Source organism: Haemophilus paraphrohaemolyticus (assembly GCF_002015045.1).
Classification (GTDB): Bacteria; Pseudomonadota; Gammaproteobacteria; order Enterobacterales; family Pasteurellaceae; genus Haemophilus_A; species Haemophilus_A paraphrohaemolyticus.
Map to the genome: position 1 here is coordinate 1 of NZ_MUXX01000025.1, position 16,407 is coordinate 16,407.

Sequence of the window (16,407 nt, forward strand, 5' to 3'; positions counted from 1 at the left end):
TGTTATCAGGTTGTACCCCTCCCCCTCTTTAGCAAAGAGGGGCTAGGGGAGATTTGGCAGAAGGCATTACCGAAGAAAGCGGTTAATTTTTCGATAATGTTTGCAAAATTAAGCTACATAGAGGAAATCGATATCGCAATCAAATCTCCCCTAACCCCCCCCTTTTCTAAAGAGGGGGATTTTTACGCATAAAACCTTGTGCCGTTGCCTTTGTCGCTCAACATTTCAAGCAAAATAGCGTGTTCTATACGTCCATCGATGATAGAAGCCTCTTTACCACCCGCTTGAATAAAATCCGTACAACAAGCAATTTTCGGGATCATTCCGCCTGCGATAATTCCCTCATCAATGAGGGTTTGTGTATCTTTGACATTCACTTCGGGAATAAGCGTACTCTCATCAAAACGATCATGCAATAAGCCTGCAATATCGGTCATACTCACTAATTTTTCCGCTTTCAATGCCATTGCAATTTTACTTGCAGCGGTGTCGGCATTGATATTATAAATTTGACCGCTTGTATCTACACCGACCGTTGAAATCACGGGAATCAGGTTGGCGTTCAGTGCAAGTTCCAACAACTGAGTATTCACTTTGGTGATATTGCCCACAAAGCCGTAATCTACTTCCGCTTGCAATTTCTCGCACTCAATCATTGAAGCATCTGCTCCGCAAAGCCCCACGCCTTTGCCTTTAAGCAAAGCAACAAGGCTTTTATTCACTTTTCCCGCCAACATTTGTAGCACGACATCGATGGTTTCTTTATCGGTAACACGCAATCCGTTGATAAATTGCGGTTCCTTGCCGAGTAACTTAATACCTTGAGAAATTTCAGGACCACCGCCGTGTACCAGTACGATTTTCACACCTAATTGATTGAGTAATAAAATATCTTTCATTACTGCTTGTTTGAGTGTTTCATTGATCATCGCGTTACCGCCGTATTTCACGACGATGATTTTACCTTGCCATTTCGAAAGGTAAGCGCTCGATTTTTCTAAAAGATTTACAAGTTGGTAGATATCGTTGGTTTGCATAATTATTCCTATTTTAGATCTTAAGCCCAGCGGTTTCTTCACGCCCGAGCATAATGTTCATACACTGCACTGCTGCACCCGATGCACCTTTGCCTAAATTATCAAAGCGAGCGACCAACAAAACTTGGCTGTCGTTGCCGTAAACAAAAATTTCGAGGTTATCTTTGCCACTTAACTGATTAGCAGCGAGCATATTATCTTCAGGCATTTCTGCATAGTTATGCACAGAAATGAGTTTTGAGCCTTGGTAATACTCCGCCAACGCTTTTGTAATTTCTTCGCCAGATTTGATCGCTTGCAAAGCATTCAATGGTACAGGAACAGTTACCAACATTCCGCTGTAATAGTCCGCTACTACAGGAGTAAAGATTGGTGGTTGGCTCGCACCTGTTATCACTTGCATTTCAGGCAAGTGTTTGTGTTTTAAGCTTAAGCCATACACGCGCGGGGCATCGTATTTTTCAGCATGCTTTTCATCTGTATATTCCGCAATCATCCCTTTACCACCGCCCGAATAGCCTGTTAAAGAGTGGCAAGAAAGTGGGTAATCCTCAGGCAAGATGCCTTTTTCAATCAATGGGCGAACCAATGCAATATAGCCTGTTGCATGGCAGCCTGGCACAGCAACGCGGTTCGCATTTTGGAGTTTTTCACGCTGCCCTGAGAGTTCTGCAAACCCATAAACCCAATCAGGATTGACACGATGTGCCGTTGAGGTATCGCAAATACGAGCGTTCACAGGCACGTGAGCCACAAGCTCTTTTGAGGCTTCATCTGGCAAGCAAAGAAAAGTTAAATCCGCGTCAGCTACTTTTGCCACACGAGCATTCAAATCTTTGCGTTGTTCTTCTGGTAAGGTCAGTAATTCAATATCATCCGCTTGTCCTAAGCGATCGAAAATACGTAAACCTGTCGTGCCTACTGCACCATCGACGAAAATTTTGTATTTGCTCATATTGGTTTCCTGTTTTTTTTGAGTTTTGGGTAGTTTATGCTGAATTGAATTTCATCTCAATAAAATTGCATAATTATGTAAAACATTGAGTAAATAGCAGATATAAAAATCCCCCAAACTTTCGTTTGAGGGATAATACGATTAATTATTGTTGGTCACCAATTAACACAGATTCTAATGCGATTTCAATCATACCGTTAAAGGTTAATTGGCGTTCTTCTGCACTGGTTACTTCGTGAGTGCGAATGTGGTCAGATACTGTACAAATCGCTAATGCTTTTGCACCGTATTCAGCAGCTACCGCATACACGCCAGCTGCTTCCATTTCAACACCTACGATGCCGTATTTTTCCATCACGTCGAACATTTCAACGTCTGGTGTGTAGAATAAATCAGCACTAAATAAGTTACCCACTTTCACTTCGATACCTTTTTGTTTTGCCGCTTCAACCGCTGCCATAGTCATACCAAAGTCTGCGATTGGTGCGAAGTCGTTATCTTTGAAACGGATACGGTTTACTTTTGAGTCTGTGCAAGCCCCTAAACCGATTACTACATCATAAACGTGTACATCTGGGCGTACTGCACCACAAGTTCCTACACGGATAATTTTTTTCACGCCGTATTCGGTGATTAACTCTTTGGTGTAGATAGATGCTGAAGGGATTCCCATACCGTGTCCCATTACAGAGATGCGGCGACCTTTGTAAGTACCTGTGTAACCAAACATATTACGAACGTCAGTCACTAATTTCGCATCATCTAAGAATTTCTCTGCAATGTATTTAGCACGAAGTGGGTCACCTGGCATAATTACAACATCAGCAAAAGCACCTTCAGGAGCATTAATATGTGGAGTCATTTTTCTTTCCTCTTTATGTATAAAACATTCTCAAGTGAGAATTGATGAAAACTTAAGCAAACGTTTTCGGTTGCTATAAAGTATAACACCACGTTAACCGTGGTGTTATGTAGATTAAATTTTGATTATGCGATTGAACCGCCTAAACCGATAAACAATCCTGCAATGGTTGCACTCATTAAGTTAGCCAGTGATCCTGCGATAACTGCTTTGATACCAAGGCGTGCAATATCACCACGACGGTTCGGTGCCATACCACCTAAGCCACCGATTAAGATTGCAATTGAACTGAAGTTTGCAAAACCACACAATGCGAAAGTGATAATTGCTTTGGTTTTATCGGTCAATTGAATTGCTGATTCTGGCGATAAATATTTAGAGAATTCTAAATAACCAACAAACTCATTGATAGCAAGTTTCGTACCGATCATTTGACCTGCAATATGAGCTTCTTCCCACGGCACACCAATTACCCACGCAAGCGGTCTGAAAATATAGCCGAATAGCATACCTAATGAAAGCTCTGGCATACCAATCCAACCACCAACACCACCTAAGATACCGTTCAATAATGCGATTAATGCCACAAATGCGATTAACATTGCACCAACGTTTAATGCAAGTTGCATACCAGCACCAGCACCTGCAGCTGCAGCATCTAAGATATTCGCTGGTTGTTCCATTTCAACCTTCGCCATATCATCGTTAAACTGCTCAGTTTGTGGTACTAAAATTTTTGCAAATAATAAACCTGCTGGAGCCGCCATAAATGACGCTGCAATTAAGTAAGTTAATGGTACGCCCATACCTGCATAACCTGCCATTACAGAACCAGCAATAGAGGCTAAACCACCTGCCATTACTGCAAATAACTCAGATTCAGTCATTTTGCTAATGTAAGGTTTAACAATCAATGGTGCTTCTGTTTGACCTACGAAAATATTAGCTGCTGCAGACATAGATTCTGCTTTTGAAGTGCCAAGTAGTTTTTGTAAGCCACCACCAATAATTTTGATGATCCATTGCATTACGCCAATGTAATAAAGAAGAGAGATTAATGCAGAGAAGAATACAATTGAAGGGAGAACGCGAACTGCGAAGATAAAGCCATCACCGCCCATTACTTCGAAAATTTTATCGCTTGCTAAGCCACCAAATACGAATTTGATACCTTCAAAACCATAACCGATTACGTTATTTACGCCATCTGCTAACGCTTGTAACAAGTGACGACCTGCAGGAACGTAAAGAATTAATGCACCAAGTCCAAATTGTAAACCTAACGCACCTAATACAGTTCGATAATTAATTGCTTTCTTATTTGATGAAAGTAAAAAGGCAATTAATAATAGTACTACAATACCTAAAAGACTATTTAAAGCACCCATAAAAACCTCAAAAAGTGAAATATTAATCGTTTTTTACTTAAAAAACGAAGTGGTAAAAAAGTTTGGTTACTATAACGGCTTTTTTAAAAAAAATCTTCTGATTTTTATCAAACTTTTGTGCTATTGATTAAAAAATCTTAATTATTTTTTATTTCGAAATATTATAAAAACACAATTTGTTTATGCTATATTGTTTTCAACGACTAAAACAATTTTATCGCTACACATTATGTCGAAAAAAACGCCTATTCCACTTATGCCTTGGGCTGCCAAACATCAATGGCAAATCGAACCTGCCAATTTGCTGATTATCTCTATTTCTATGGCAATTATGGGCATTGGCGAAGGCTTGCTTGTTTCTGCTAAATTGGGTAATGCACCTTGGACGGTGCTTTCGCAAGGTTTAGCCTTACAAACAGGAATGTCCATTGGTTGGGCAATTGCATTAAGTAGTCTGATTGTTCTCCTATTTTGGATCCCTTTCAAACTTAAATTTGGTTTAGGGACGATTCTCAACGTGCTCATCATCTCCTTTTTTATCGATCAAACAACCAAATGGATAGAACCGCCTGAACTCTTATCTACTCGCATTTTTTACATGCTTTTCGGTATCATCATCTTTAGTATCGGCACAGCCTTCTATCTTTCTTGCAAATTAGGTGCAGGCCCTCGTGATGGCTTAATGGTTGGTATTTGCCAAAAATTTGGTTGGAATGTAGGTCGTGTTCGGACAGCTATTGAAATTAGTGTTTGCTGTTTCGGCATTTTTATGGGGGGAACTTTTGGCATCAGCACAATCCTTTTTGCTTTAACCGTTGGCTGGATTATTCAAGGCACCTATTTGCTATTGGAAAGACAATTTTCAGTACTATAATACAAGCGGTCAATTTTTTATTTTTATAACAAACAAAAGAATATGAGAAATTTATTAAGCCAATCCAATAAAAATTGCTAATAACAATGGCGCTGCAAGGTTTACGATAAAGCCGAAGCTAATTGCTAATGGCACAACTTGCATTCCGCCTGATTTTTGAATGATCGGCAAGGTGCAATCTAGAGAGGTTGCACCACCTAATCCCACCGCGGTGGATGGAAAACTTCGCATAAAAAATGGGATCATAAAGAGGCATAAAATTTCCCGCGAAAGATCGTTAAAAAAGGCAATGCTGCCATAAAATGCTCCCCACGCATCGTGCACTAAAACACTTGAGAGCGAATACCAGCCGAATGCAGAGGCGTAAGTAAGCCCTTTTATGGCTGGAAAATCAAGCCACCAAGCAGCAATAACGCCACCAATCAAACTACTTATCATAAAGACAATTGAGGTTTGAATACCTCGCTTATTCAAAAACACTTCTCGTAACGGAATAGCACTATTTTTGAGTTGAATGCCTACGCCTAAAATCATTACCACCAGCACAATGGAACTTGCGTGCGAAGGGAATACAAAGAACGCTTTAGTGAAAAAGCCGAATAGTCCGCCAAGAATAGTCACGCCAATCAATTTTAATGACATCATCAATGAAGCCAAGCGAGAAGGTAGCTTATCTTCTGCAACGGCTTCGCGAACCATCGGGTACCATTTATCATAAATCGCAAGGCTAACAATATTGCAGGCGTGAATGGAAAGGCTAAGTACCAAAGCTGCGGAGCCAATTTGCGGCAGTTTTTCGACAATATTATCTAGCTGACCAAGCGAAACTCCGATCACAAGTAAAATAAGATAGAGGCAAAGACTCACAATGCGATTAACCCAGTGCAAAATCGTTGGGTGAGAAATGCGTGAAAAATAACCGAGAAAGAGAGGGATAAGTACAATCGCCAAGCCGTATAACATTTTATGCCTCGAACAGTGAATTATTGTGGAAATTTTACCAGTGTTTAGTTAAAATAAAACTGGTTTTATATCCATTTATAAGCGGTAGATTTTGAAGGACGTTTTACAAATGACGACAGAGCAGAAAACAAGAAAAATTATCCATATTGATATGGATTGTTTTTATGCTGCGGTTGAAATGCGTGAAAATCCTTCACTTAAAGGCAAACCTGTTGCAGTCGGAGGTAAGGCAAATCAGCGTGGCGTGTTAACCACTTGTAATTACGAAGCCCGAAAATTTGGGTTACATAGTGCAATGTCAACTGCGACTGCCTTTAAACTCTGCCCGAATTTGATTTTGCTGCCAGTGAATATGCCATTATATAAATTAGTTTCCGCACAAATTCATCAGATTTTTCGCCGTTACACACAAATTATAGAACCACTTTCCCTAGATGAAGCCTATTTAGATGTAACCGATTGTAAGCTGCATTCTGGCTCTGCGACTTGGATTGCGGAAAATATTCGCCAAGCTATTTGGGATGAATTGCATTTAACGGCTTCAGCAGGTGTCGCTCCGCTTAAATTTTTGGCGAAGATTGCTTCCGATCAGAATAAACCGAACGGACAATTTGTGATCCCTCCTGAAGAAGTACAAAACTTTGTTAAAAATCTACCGCTTAAAAAGATCCCTGGTGTGGGCAAAGTCACGGAAGAAAAGCTAGCACAAATGGGCTTGCTTACTTGTCAAGATGTTCAACAAAACTCGCAAGCGATGATTTATCAAGAATTTGGCAAGTTTGGGCAGCGTTTGTGGAATTTCTGCCATGGTATTGATATTCGTGAATTAGAAGTAGATCGCCCACGTAAATCCCTTGCGGTTGAAAACACGCTTTTGCAAGACATAAACACGCTCGAACAGGCAGAACAGATTATTGATGAACTTTATCACAAACTGCTTTTTCGCATTCAACGCAATTGGGCGGATATGCCTTTGCAGGAATTTAAGAAACTGGGTATCAAATTGAAATTTGACGATTTCAACCAAACAACGATTGAACGAACCACTGATGGGCTAGAATTTGAGAGATTTAAAGAATTACTACATCAAGTTTGGGGACGTAGAAATGAACGAAATATTCGTTTAATTGGCTTAAACGTACATTTTCCAAGCAAAAAAGTAACGAATCAGTTAAATTTATGGGAATAAATGTTGTCTGACAGCTTGAATTTTCACACATTTCCCTCATTATAGAGGGAGTTTTTTCACCTTTATTTGGAGTTTATTCAATGGCAAAACGTGTCATTCTCTTTTTATTAACCAACCTTGCGATTACCTTCGTATTAGGGATTGTGTTAAACATTATTTTTAAAGTAACGGGGATTCAAAGCCAAAGCACCACAGGTATTTTGGTGTTATCGCTTGTGTTTGGTTTTTCAGGCTCTTTAATCTCCCTGTTTTTATCAAAAACAATGGCGTTACGTTCAGTAGGCGCAGAAATTATTAAACAGCCACGTAACCACGCAGAAGAATGGTTATTTAACACAGTGCAACGCCAGTCACAACAAGCGGCCATTCCAATGCCAGATATTGCAATTTATCATTCAGCAGATGTGAATGCTTTTGCAACAGGGGCAACCAAAAATAACTCGCTTGTCGCAGTGAGTACAGGCTTGTTAGACAACATGACTGAAGATGAAGCTGAAGCGGTTGTTGCACATGAAATTGCCCACATTGCAAACGGCGATATGGTGACTATGACTTTATTACAAGGCGTGTTAAATACCTTTGTGATCTTCCTTTCTCGTATGATTTCAACAGCGGTGGCAAGCACTAAAGATGAAAACGGCAATTCAAGCACAAACACAATGGTGTTCTGGATTGTTGATATTGCCTTGCAAATGGTATTTGGTGTGATTGCAACCATGATTGCGATGTGGTTTTCTCGTTACCGTGAATACCGTGCGGATGCAGGATCAGCGAAATTAGTGGGCAAAGAGAAAATGATTATGGCATTGCAACGTTTACAACGCGTTCATAAACCGCAAGAAATGGAAGGTTCACTGGCTGCATTTATGATTAACGGTGCACGTTCAAAAGAGCTCTTTATGAGTCACCCTCCGCTTGAGAAACGCATTGAAGCGTTGAGAAATTTATAAACTAAAAGGGCAATTCTAATCAAAATTGCCCTTTTTTTATCCACGCCTCTCCCCCCACAAAGAGACGTTTTTTTTACCTTGCGCTCAGTAAATTTGCCTCTCATAAAATTTGACTCACGTCACAAATCAGGATGATTTTTTATTGCTAGCCAAGACAAAAACCAATAGAATTTGGCGCGAATAAATCTCATTTAGGCTTTATTCAATCCTCTATTTATCCATCTTGATTTTTTAAGGAGCATCTAATGCGTTTAAAATCTGTGGCACTTGCCATCTCTGGCCTTTTCGTTGCAACTTCTAGCTTCGCAGTTGATCTATCAAAAGAAACCTCTGATTACAAAAAATTCGTGGTTGAACAAATTGATATGTTAGTGACTGATACCACTAAATTCGTTGATGCACTAAAAGCAGGCGATGTAGCAAAAGCAAAAGCACTTTATCCGATCGCACGTATGTACTACGAACGTTCTGAGCCAATCGCAGAAAGTTTTGGTGATTTAGACCCGCGTATTGATGCTCGTTTAGCTGATTTACAAGAAGAAGCAAAAGACAAAAAAGAAGCTGACATCGAAAAAGAATGGACTGGTTTCCACAAAATTGAAAAAGTACTTTGGGAACAAAACACCACTAAAGGTATTGAAGAAACTGCAGATCAATTATTAAAAGACGTGAAAGAACTTCGTGCAAAAATCCCAACAGCTGAAGTAACTGCGGAATTAATGGTTACTGGTGCGGTGGATTTGTTAAACGAAGTTTCAACTTCTAAAGTTACTGGCGAAGAAGACATTTTCTCAAAAACTGACTTATTCGACTTCAAGGCAAACGTTGAAGGCGCAGAAAAAATCTTTGATTTATTCAAAGCAAAATTAGTGAAGAAAAATGCCAAATTAGCTAAACAAATCGAAACTGAATTTGCTGCGGTAAACAAATTATTAGCGAAACACAACAAAGCGAAAGATGGTTACGATTACAAAGCCTACAATGAATTGAGCCAAGCTGATGTGAAAGAATTAGCAGAAGCGATCAACAAATTAGGCGAACCGCTTGCGCAAATGGGCGAATTATTAGAAAAATAAGGAAAAACTATGAGCGGATCATCTCGTAATTGTCGCCGTGATTTTCTGAAACAAGCTACAATCCTCAGTGCCAGCCTCGCGGTTGGCACTGCCTATGCTGAGCAGTCAAAATCGGCAACCCAAACAAAACCTTCCATCTCAACCAAAAATCAATATCCATTCTACGGTCAACACCAAGAAGGTATTACCACTCCAGCACAAAAACATATTTATTTTATGGTGGTAGATCTACACACAACCGATCTTGAAACCATCAAAGATATGTTCAAAACTTGGACAGAATACAGTGCCAACTTAACGGAAGGAAAACCTGTTCAACCTTACGGCAAAAACGGTTATGTGCCACCAAAAGATACAGGCGAAGCAGCTAGCCTCAACGCGAGCAATTTAACCCTCACTTTCGGCGTGAGCCCAAGTTTCTTTGAGAAACTGAATATTGCGCATCTCAAGCCAAAAGAATTACAAGATCTACCGCACTTCCCGCGTGATCAAATGCGCCCTGAATATACTGGCGGCGATATTTGTATCCAATCTTGTGCGGACGATCCGCAAGTGGCATTCCACGCAGTACATAATCTCGTGCGCGTTGCCCGTACCAACATCACAATGAAATGGAGCCAATCTGGTTTCAATTCCTTTGAACACAACGACACACCGCGTAACCTTATGGGCTTCAAAGATGGTACAGCCAATGCGCAAGGCAAAAAACTTGATGAGCAAGTATGGTATGAAGGCGACGGTTGGTTGAAAGGCGGTAGTTATTTAGTGGCGCGCCGTATCCAAATTCATTTGGAAACTTGGGATCGTACTAGCCTTAATGAACAACAAAACACCTTTGGTCGCTATCGCCCATCTGGCGCAGCTTACGGAGAAAAACACGAACACGATCCTGTGGATATCAATAAGAAAGACGAAAAAGGCAATCCTGTTATGCCAGAAAGCTCACATGTTTTCTTAGCGAAAAAAGCCATCGTGCCAATTTTGCGTCGTTCGTTCTCTTATGCCAGCGGTGTTGATCCAAAAACAGGACAATTTGATGCGGGATTATTATTTATCTCGTTCCAAAAAGATCCTGAACATTTCATCAAAATTCAAAAAATGTTCGGCAATGATGACAAATTGAACGAATACATTACCCACATCGGCAGCGGTTTATTCGCTTGTTTCGCAGGAGTAAAAGACCAAAATGACTATCTTGGCAAAGCGTTATTTGACGCCATTTAAGTCTATTTTAGCCGCACTCACGCTCAGCTTTACGCTGAGCGTTTGCGCTTATGCTAAAGTTAATGTAAGCCCATTGTTTATCCAAGTTTCGGATGCAATGGAACAAGTTAAACAGGGAGAGTTGGAAAAAACTCTGCCAATTTTGACCGCACTTCAACAAGAATTTAATGCTTTTGAAAATCACGATTCGCCAATGGGCAAAGAAGTTGCAGCGACTCTTGCACGCTCACAACAGCAACCTAATTTGGATAATCTTGAACAGCTTTCCAAAGCCTTAATCGCCTTTGAGAAAGAACAAAATCCTGTTGATTACACCGCCAAACGCGCTCAATTTGCGAAACGCGTAATGCCCGTTTATGCACAACTCGACAAAGCGGTGAAAGCACACGATTTAGAGGCGGTACAAAATGAATACAAACGTTTCAATACCACTTGGTCAATCAATGAAATGCCTGTACGTGAAAGCAGCCTCGGACATTATGGTCAAATCGAAAACGCAATGACCTATTTACGTATCGCGATGCTTTCTGATCCTGTCAATTACGCAGAAATGGAAAAACAATCCACCGCACTTGGCGCCGCATTAGAGGACTTCAAAGCGGGCAATGTTCTGCAACCGCAAACCTCCACCGCAGCAGATGCGCCAACCACCTTAGCGCAAGGCATTAATTTGCTCAACCACGCTTATTCCGCCTTTGAAAGCAATCAGCTCGATCAAGGAAAAAATGACCTTGCGTTGTTTATTCAACAATGGCCGATTTTTGAAGGTGAAGTAAGCACCCGCGACGGCTCTCTTTACACGCGCGTAGAAAGCGATTTGCCACTGATTATGGTGAAAGGCAATGATGCGGCGAATATGCAACAGTTCTCACAACTGATTAACAATCTTAGCCAAATCAGCAGCGGCAATTACACTTACATTGACGCGATGTTGATTTTGCTACGTGAAGGTGTGGAAGCCTTACTAATCATTATGGCGTTGCTCACCACGCTCAAAGTGGCAAATCAACCGCGTGCCAAACGCTGGGTTTACGCGGGTGCAGGCTTAGGCATTGTGGCAAGTTTATTGGGCGCTGTTGCTTTACAACAATTTTTCCCAATGGTCTCTGCTAGCTCAAACCGTGAGATTATCGAAGGCGGTGTCGGTATCATTGCCGTTGCAATGATGTTGATTGTCGGCGCGTGGCTACACAGCAAATCTTCCATCACGGGTTGGAAAAAATTTATGGATAAACAAGTGGCGCAAGCATTGGCTACGGGTAGCCTACTGTCAATGATGTCGCTCAGTTTCCTTTCTGTATTCCGTGAAGGGGCAGAAACCGTGCTGTTCTATGTAGGAATGTTACCGCTGATTGAACTGAAAGATTTGATCTTAGGTATCGGCTTGGCGTTCGTAGCATTGGCGGTCATTGCGTTAGTGATGACCAAATCCACCAAACGCTTGCCAATTCATCATTTATTCAAAGTGATGACCCTGTTGATTTATTTCCTCGCGTTCAAAATCCTTGGCGTCAGCGTTCACGCATTACAGCTCACTAACACATTGCCAAGCACCATCGTAGAACACTTACCAAATATCCCAGATATTGGTTTCTACGCCACCACGGAAGGTATCGGCGCGCAAATTGTGTACCTAATCCTAATCCCAGTGGTCGCCAAATTTTTCAAAAAATAGACCGCACTTAAACGCTCAAAACCGTACAAAAGTGCGGTTTATTTTTCTCTTAATTTTATAATCATAATAGATTATGATAGCAGTTTAGCCAATGCCTGCGATTTTCGCTCAATTTCTTGCCACTCAGAAACAGATTCTGATTCTGCCACAATGCCTGCCCCCGCATAAAGTGTGATCTGGTTATGTTCAATTTTGGCTGAACGAAGGGTTACGCAAAATTCTGCTTCTTGTAGATTAAAAATGCCTAATGTGCCCGCATACCAACCTCGTTTAAAAGGTTCATTTTTAGCAATAAATTGCTTTGCTTTAGCACGCGGTAATCCTGCAATGGCTGCGGTTGGGTGAATTTGGCGTAAGCAATCTTGATCGAGTACATCAGTTTTTAAGATTGCCTCAATCCGTCTTCTTAAATGTTGCACATTGTGTAAGCGTTTGATTTCTGGTGAATGTACCTCAAATGCTTCTACATAAGTATTCAAATGCGCCTCAATATCTTCCACTACAAGCTGGTTTTCATAGATATTCTTAGTATCTTTTAACAACCATTGGGCATTTTTCTCCGTTTCGATTGGATTATCAGAAACAGCAACCGTTCCTGCCAATGCTTCAGTAAAAAGTTGATTTCCCTTGCGATAATATAAACGCTCAGGCGTTGAGCCCACAAAAGCATTCTGTGCATTTTCTGCCCATAAAAAATGGTAGCAACCAAGATTGATTTCTCGGCTCTGTTCGACTAAATCATAAGCAGAAATGTGGTTTTCAAAGGTAAGTTGAGTGGCGTTTGCTAACACTACCTTACGTAAATCACCCGATTTGATTTGGATAATCGCCTGCTCAATATTGGCTTTCCATTGCTCAAATGTACAAGCAGGTTGAGGAGGAAGTATTTGATGATTTTGAACGAAGAAAGTTGTACATGGTTCTGCAAAAATGTCAGTAAAATCAACAGCTTGCTCACTTATATTTAATGTCAGGTAAGCAGTCAATTTTTGCGAATTTTTTACTAACATTAAGCGGGGTAAGACAAATTGGCAAAGCCCTTCAAATTGAATACCACCGACGAGAGAAAGTGAGTTAGATTGCACAAAAGCTTGTGCCTCTTCTAGCGAAGAAAAAGTTTCTACCGCCCCGATAGTAGCAATCGTTTGATTTTCATCTCGCTTTTCAAAGAAAAAGTGCGGAAAATGCTGATTTTGCGATTTTAGCCAGCCTAATAACGAAGATTCTTCTGCCAGCAAATCGACATCTGCCTTAAGTTGAATCCATTCTTGAGCTAATTGCAGCTGTGAAAGTTGCTCGCTAAGTTGTTGTTTTAATTGAGTAAAAACTGACATACGCAAAATTTTTAGAAAATCAAACCGCTATTTGTAAAAAAGGTGTTTATTTTAGCTCAAATCCTCTTTTTTTTCCTTAAAAAATTGAAATGTAGCAATACCAACGGTTTAGAGCTGTTTTTCGTTCCGAAACTATTGCGTATTTTAGCGGTTTTTGTAGTAGAAAAATCAATAAGTTACAAAATAGTTTCGGAACACTTTTTCTGGTTTAAAATGCATAATTATTCTATTTTTATGGATATTATTTCATCTAATGGTTTGAGTGTTTTCTCTTTTCGTATGTAGTGCTGTGTCATTTTTGGAGTAGTGTGGCCCAGTGTTTTTTGAGCTTGTTCATCGCTGGCAAGTAGGGATAAATCGGTAGCGGATTTAGCTCTGAGATCTCGCAATTGAAGAGGGAATAATTCATCTTCAAGGGCAGGATAATTTGCGATAGTTTTTCGTTTCAATTGGTCAAAAAAATCACTCAAACGCTCTCTCTTTAATTGCCTTCCTCTTTTGTTGGTAAATAGCCATTCATTTCCATTCTGTAATCTCCTTTCAATAATTTCTTTAAGTTTTCCTACCACAGCAAACTGGATTTTCTTTTTGGTCTTTTTCTGCGTGATATGTAATATACCATTATAAATATGGGAGCGGTGTATTTTGCAGAGGTCGATAGGACGTTGTCCGATGAGGTACATAATCTGCAAAATATCTCGCATTTGTCCATCAGCACACTCTATCAATTTCTCCAGTAGGTAATCTTCGATGTAAACATCTCTGAATTTAACTGGATATTTTTTTACGCCTTGTGATGGGCTGGGTAACTTGGTATATCCCCATTCACGGGCTTTGTTCCAAATGTGGCTCAATAATCCTACTTCGTTGTTGGCTGAAGGTGGGTTGTTTTTTCTCCATTGTAGATACTGACTGATGTGTTTTGGCTCGATTTTTTCTAAGGCAACAGGTGGATTACCGAAAAATCGGCAAAGCCATTTAATAGCGGTGTGATTAGCAAGTTGTGTGCTTTTGCTTTTTGTGGGCACGACTTCCAATTCATACCGTTTAGCGACATCAATAAATAGCACGATTTCAGAAACTTGGTGGGATGCCATGTTGAGCTTGGCGGCTTCAAGGACGGCGTGATATTTATCTGAACCGAGTGATTTTTCTTTGCCATTAGCAAGAACGTAGTAAAAGTATTCGACAATTTGACCGCTTGCCCGTTTGCGTCTGCGACAGAGTAGGTTTGGGGGCAAGCCTTGGTTTTGTCTTTTGCGTGGGCGTGCCATAAATCCTCCTAGCTTGCTTTTGTTTCATTAGAGACCCAGCCATCATCATTGGCAGGCATATTTTTTCTTGGTCTGGGGGCGGCATAATCCCGTCTGACAATAGGCGTACCGTGGGCGTTAATTTTGAAGGGGATACCCATTTCGTTGAGTTGTTCAATCATTTTGGCTTGTTGTTTTCTCCCTGTGAGGAAGAGCAGTTCTTCACGGGAGAGAAAATCGGTGTAGATGTCCATTTGTTTCTCCAATAAAAAACCCTCCATATGGAGGGCGTGGGTTTATAGAATCATTTTTGCAAGTTGGTTAAAGGCAGCGTAGCCTTTTTTCCAGTATTCGATGTTGCCTGTTTGGGCGAAGTTGTGCCAGTACCATTTGATTTGTAGGCGGAGTTGTTTTTCGGTCATGGTGCGTTCCTCAAATTTTGGGTGTAGGGAACCGCCTCACGTTGTTTCAGGTGAGGTCGGTTGAGTATTTAAGGTTTATTTAAATACTGCGACTGAGGTTGCAGATTCGTTGTAGTGTCCAATTGCAAGCGGTCGGCGATTGGTATGGTTGATGCGGTCGTTAATTTTTCTGACGGCTGTGTTGGTGGTGCGAATATATCGCTGAACTACGTCCAAGTTAAATTCTACGCTGTTTTGCTGATGACTACGGAATGGGCGTAATACGTGCATTAGGGCTTCTACGCTTTCGGAAAATCTTGTGACGGCATAGTAGAAGTTCTGCCAGTCGAGCCACTCTTGTTCGGTTAGCTCTAGATTATCCATTCGGTCAATCGGGGCGTAGCTGTTACCGAGCGTGGTTAGAAAGTTGATGGCATTTTCAAATTGTGAGGGTTTGAGTTGGTCGTATTTGCCCACTTTAAACAGACTTTTAAGTTGGCGATAGATTTCTGCGTAACTCATTCCAGTACGGTGATGAGCTTTCACGACTGCTTCTTGGATCGCTTGCTGTTGTTCTGGGTTAATCGTGCGTTCGGCTTTTCCTTTAAACCAGTAGTCGTGCAATGCTTGGTAGCACTCTTTTTTGTATTTGATTAAGGTTTCACGAATTTCGGGTTTGCAACGGTTTACGTCGATGCCGAATAACCAGCCGTTTAAGTATTCGATGGGTAGGCAGACCATTTCACGATTTTTGCCGTCTTCTGCAACCATTCGTATGATAAGAATACATTGAGAAAGTATTTCATCACGATTCATTCTCTCAAATTGAGCGTGCCACGCTAAACCAATATTTTCGCAGATCGGCTTCATTGCGGTGTAATGTACACCGTTTTGCTCGAATGTAACTAAAGATTGATTGTTGAATGAAATGGTTTGAGTGGAGATTTGATTTGACATTTTTTGTACCTGAAATTTTAGTTAGTAATTGATCAACTTTAGTATGGTTGATCGGGCTTCAACTACCGATTTCAGACGGCGGAACTTATTTCCCGTAGGTATTGTATTAGGCTCTCTCGACCCGATCATTGATTTTACTAAATGCTTAAATATAAGAATTTGTAAAATTTAGGTACAAAAAAACCGCTTTTTGATCGGAGCGTTTAATAACCGACTGAAATAGATAGTGCGGTAATCATAATCCGATGTTAGCGGTGTTGTCAATTAGA

The 16,407-nt window shown here is 40.7% G+C and carries 17 protein-coding genes; 7 read left to right on the forward strand and 10 right to left on the reverse strand.

Annotation, left to right across the window (positions count from 1 at the left end):
* Positions 1-192 (forward strand): hypothetical protein (locus B0184_RS10700; protein WP_208609341.1); only part of this gene is annotated, 192 nt, incomplete at its 5' end.
* On the opposite strand, the gene argB is transcribed toward B0184_RS10700, so the two are convergent.
* The 4 genes from argB to B0184_RS10270 all read right to left on the reverse strand — a co-directional run bounded on the left by argB (position 183) and on the right by B0184_RS10270 (position 4,242).
* Positions 183-1,037: an acetylglutamate kinase gene (argB, locus tag B0184_RS10255; protein WP_005708919.1), complete on the reverse strand. Its 855-nt coding sequence runs from the start codon at positions 1,035-1,037 to the stop codon at positions 183-185. The genes B0184_RS10700 and argB overlap by 10 nt on opposite strands.
* A gap of 13 nt (positions 1,038-1,050) precedes the next feature.
* Positions 1,051-1,992: an N-acetyl-gamma-glutamyl-phosphate reductase gene (gene argC, locus B0184_RS10260; protein ID WP_005708929.1), complete on the reverse strand. Its 942-nt coding sequence runs from the start codon at positions 1,990-1,992 to the stop codon at positions 1,051-1,053.
* 145 nt (positions 1,993-2,137) lie between these two features.
* Positions 2,138-2,854: a purine-nucleoside phosphorylase gene (deoD, locus tag B0184_RS10265; RefSeq protein ID WP_005708914.1), complete on the reverse strand. Its 717-nt coding sequence runs from the start codon at positions 2,852-2,854 to the stop codon at positions 2,138-2,140.
* Positions 2,855-2,979: 125 nt separating this feature from the next.
* Positions 2,980-4,242 (reverse strand): NupC/NupG family nucleoside CNT transporter, encoded by a 1,263-nt coding sequence (locus B0184_RS10270; RefSeq protein WP_005708913.1) that lies wholly within the window; start codon positions 4,240-4,242, stop codon positions 2,980-2,982.
* A 229-nt stretch (positions 4,243-4,471) separates the two neighbouring features.
* On the opposite strand from B0184_RS10270, the gene yczE reads away from it, so the two are divergent.
* Positions 4,472-5,116 carry a membrane protein YczE gene (yczE, locus tag B0184_RS10275; protein ID WP_005708915.1) on the forward strand — a complete coding sequence of 215 codons (645 nt, stop codon included), beginning with the start codon at positions 4,472-4,474 and terminating at the stop codon, positions 5,114-5,116.
* 54 nt (positions 5,117-5,170) lie between these two features.
* On the opposite strand, the gene B0184_RS10280 is transcribed toward yczE, so the two are convergent.
* Complete coding sequence (locus B0184_RS10280) at positions 5,171-6,079, reverse strand: LysO family transporter (protein WP_005708927.1); 909 nt, start codon at positions 6,077-6,079, stop codon at positions 5,171-5,173.
* A gap of 109 nt (positions 6,080-6,188) precedes the next feature.
* Between B0184_RS10280 and dinB the strand changes: the two genes are divergently transcribed.
* From dinB to B0184_RS10305, 5 genes are all read left to right on the forward strand, one after another.
* Positions 6,189-7,268, forward strand: a complete 1,080-nt coding sequence (gene dinB, locus B0184_RS10285) for a DNA polymerase IV (RefSeq protein WP_005708916.1) — start codon at positions 6,189-6,191, stop codon at positions 7,266-7,268.
* Between the two features lie 80 nt (positions 7,269-7,348).
* Positions 7,349-8,218, forward strand: a complete 870-nt coding sequence (gene htpX / locus B0184_RS10290; RefSeq protein WP_005708925.1) for a protease HtpX — start codon at positions 7,349-7,351, stop codon at positions 8,216-8,218.
* A gap of 245 nt (positions 8,219-8,463) precedes the next feature.
* Positions 8,464-9,294: an iron uptake system protein EfeO gene (efeO, locus tag B0184_RS10295; RefSeq protein WP_005708924.1), complete on the forward strand. Its 831-nt coding sequence runs from the start codon at positions 8,464-8,466 to the stop codon at positions 9,292-9,294.
* Between the two features lie 9 nt (positions 9,295-9,303).
* Entirely contained in the window at positions 9,304-10,518 is a 1,215-nt protein-coding gene (gene efeB / locus B0184_RS10300) for an iron uptake transporter deferrochelatase/peroxidase subunit (protein WP_005708917.1), read from the forward strand.
* Positions 10,481-12,193, forward strand: a complete 1,713-nt coding sequence (locus tag B0184_RS10305; RefSeq protein WP_050855470.1) for an FTR1 family iron permease — start codon at positions 10,481-10,483, stop codon at positions 12,191-12,193. The genes efeB and B0184_RS10305 overlap by 38 nt, the downstream gene beginning before the upstream one ends.
* Before the next feature lie 71 nt (positions 12,194-12,264).
* Here the strand turns inward: B0184_RS10305 and B0184_RS10310 are convergent, their stop codons facing one another.
* The 5 genes from B0184_RS10310 to B0184_RS10325 form a co-directional block, all read right to left on the reverse strand.
* Entirely contained in the window at positions 12,265-13,527 is a 1,263-nt protein-coding gene (locus tag B0184_RS10310; RefSeq protein ID WP_005708918.1) for an isochorismate synthase, read from the reverse strand.
* Between the two features lie 221 nt (positions 13,528-13,748).
* Positions 13,749-14,801 (reverse strand): tyrosine-type recombinase/integrase, encoded by a 1,053-nt coding sequence (locus B0184_RS10315; RefSeq protein ID WP_005708922.1) that lies wholly within the window; start codon positions 14,799-14,801, stop codon positions 13,749-13,751.
* A gap of 8 nt (positions 14,802-14,809) precedes the next feature.
* A complete protein-coding gene (locus B0184_RS10320) occupies positions 14,810-15,034 on the reverse strand; it encodes a DUF4224 domain-containing protein (protein ID WP_005708921.1) in 225 nt (74 codons plus the stop codon).
* 42 nt (positions 15,035-15,076) lie between these two features.
* Positions 15,077-15,202, reverse strand: coding sequence for a hypothetical protein (locus B0184_RS10800; protein WP_005708926.1), 126 nt, complete (start codon positions 15,200-15,202; stop codon positions 15,077-15,079).
* 75 nt (positions 15,203-15,277) lie between these two features.
* Positions 15,278-16,138 (reverse strand): phage antirepressor N-terminal domain-containing protein, encoded by an 861-nt coding sequence (locus B0184_RS10325; protein WP_078177700.1) that lies wholly within the window; start codon positions 16,136-16,138, stop codon positions 15,278-15,280.
* Positions 16,139-16,407: the final 269 nt, after the last annotated feature.

Bases quoted from the DNA above. Each gene is read 5' to 3' on its own strand.
- B0184_RS10315 (WP_005708922.1), bottom strand. From the start codon at position 14,801: ATGGCACGCCCACGCAAAAGACAAAACCAAGGCTTGCCCCCAAACCTA.
- dinB (WP_005708916.1), top strand. From the start codon at position 6,189: ATGACGACAGAGCAGAAAACAAGAAAAATTATCCATATTGATATGGAT.
- B0184_RS10310 (WP_005708918.1), bottom strand. From the start codon at position 13,527: ATGTCAGTTTTTACTCAATTAAAACAACAACTTAGCGAGCAACTTTCA.
- argB (WP_005708919.1), bottom strand. From the start codon at position 1,037: ATGCAAACCAACGATATCTACCAACTTGTAAATCTTTTAGAAAAATCG.
- B0184_RS10320 (WP_005708921.1), bottom strand. From the start codon at position 15,034: ATGGACATCTACACCGATTTTCTCTCCCGTGAAGAACTGCTCTTCCTC.
- htpX (WP_005708925.1), top strand. From the start codon at position 7,349: ATGGCAAAACGTGTCATTCTCTTTTTATTAACCAACCTTGCGATTACC.
- argC (WP_005708929.1), bottom strand. From the start codon at position 1,992: ATGAGCAAATACAAAATTTTCGTCGATGGTGCAGTAGGCACGACAGGT.
- B0184_RS10800 (WP_005708926.1), bottom strand. From the start codon at position 15,202: ATGACCGAAAAACAACTCCGCCTACAAATCAAATGGTACTGGCACAAC.
- B0184_RS10270 (WP_005708913.1), bottom strand. From the start codon at position 4,242: ATGGGTGCTTTAAATAGTCTTTTAGGTATTGTAGTACTATTATTAATT.
- deoD (WP_005708914.1), bottom strand. From the start codon at position 2,854: ATGACTCCACATATTAATGCTCCTGAAGGTGCTTTTGCTGATGTTGTA.
- B0184_RS10305 (WP_050855470.1), top strand. From the start codon at position 10,481: ATGACTATCTTGGCAAAGCGTTATTTGACGCCATTTAAGTCTATTTTA.
- yczE (WP_005708915.1), top strand. From the start codon at position 4,472: ATGTCGAAAAAAACGCCTATTCCACTTATGCCTTGGGCTGCCAAACAT.
- B0184_RS10280 (WP_005708927.1), bottom strand. From the start codon at position 6,079: ATGTTATACGGCTTGGCGATTGTACTTATCCCTCTCTTTCTCGGTTAT.
- efeO (WP_005708924.1), top strand. From the start codon at position 8,464: ATGCGTTTAAAATCTGTGGCACTTGCCATCTCTGGCCTTTTCGTTGCA.
- efeB (WP_005708917.1), top strand. From the start codon at position 9,304: ATGAGCGGATCATCTCGTAATTGTCGCCGTGATTTTCTGAAACAAGCT.
- B0184_RS10325 (WP_078177700.1), bottom strand. From the start codon at position 16,138: ATGTCAAATCAAATCTCCACTCAAACCATTTCATTCAACAATCAATCT.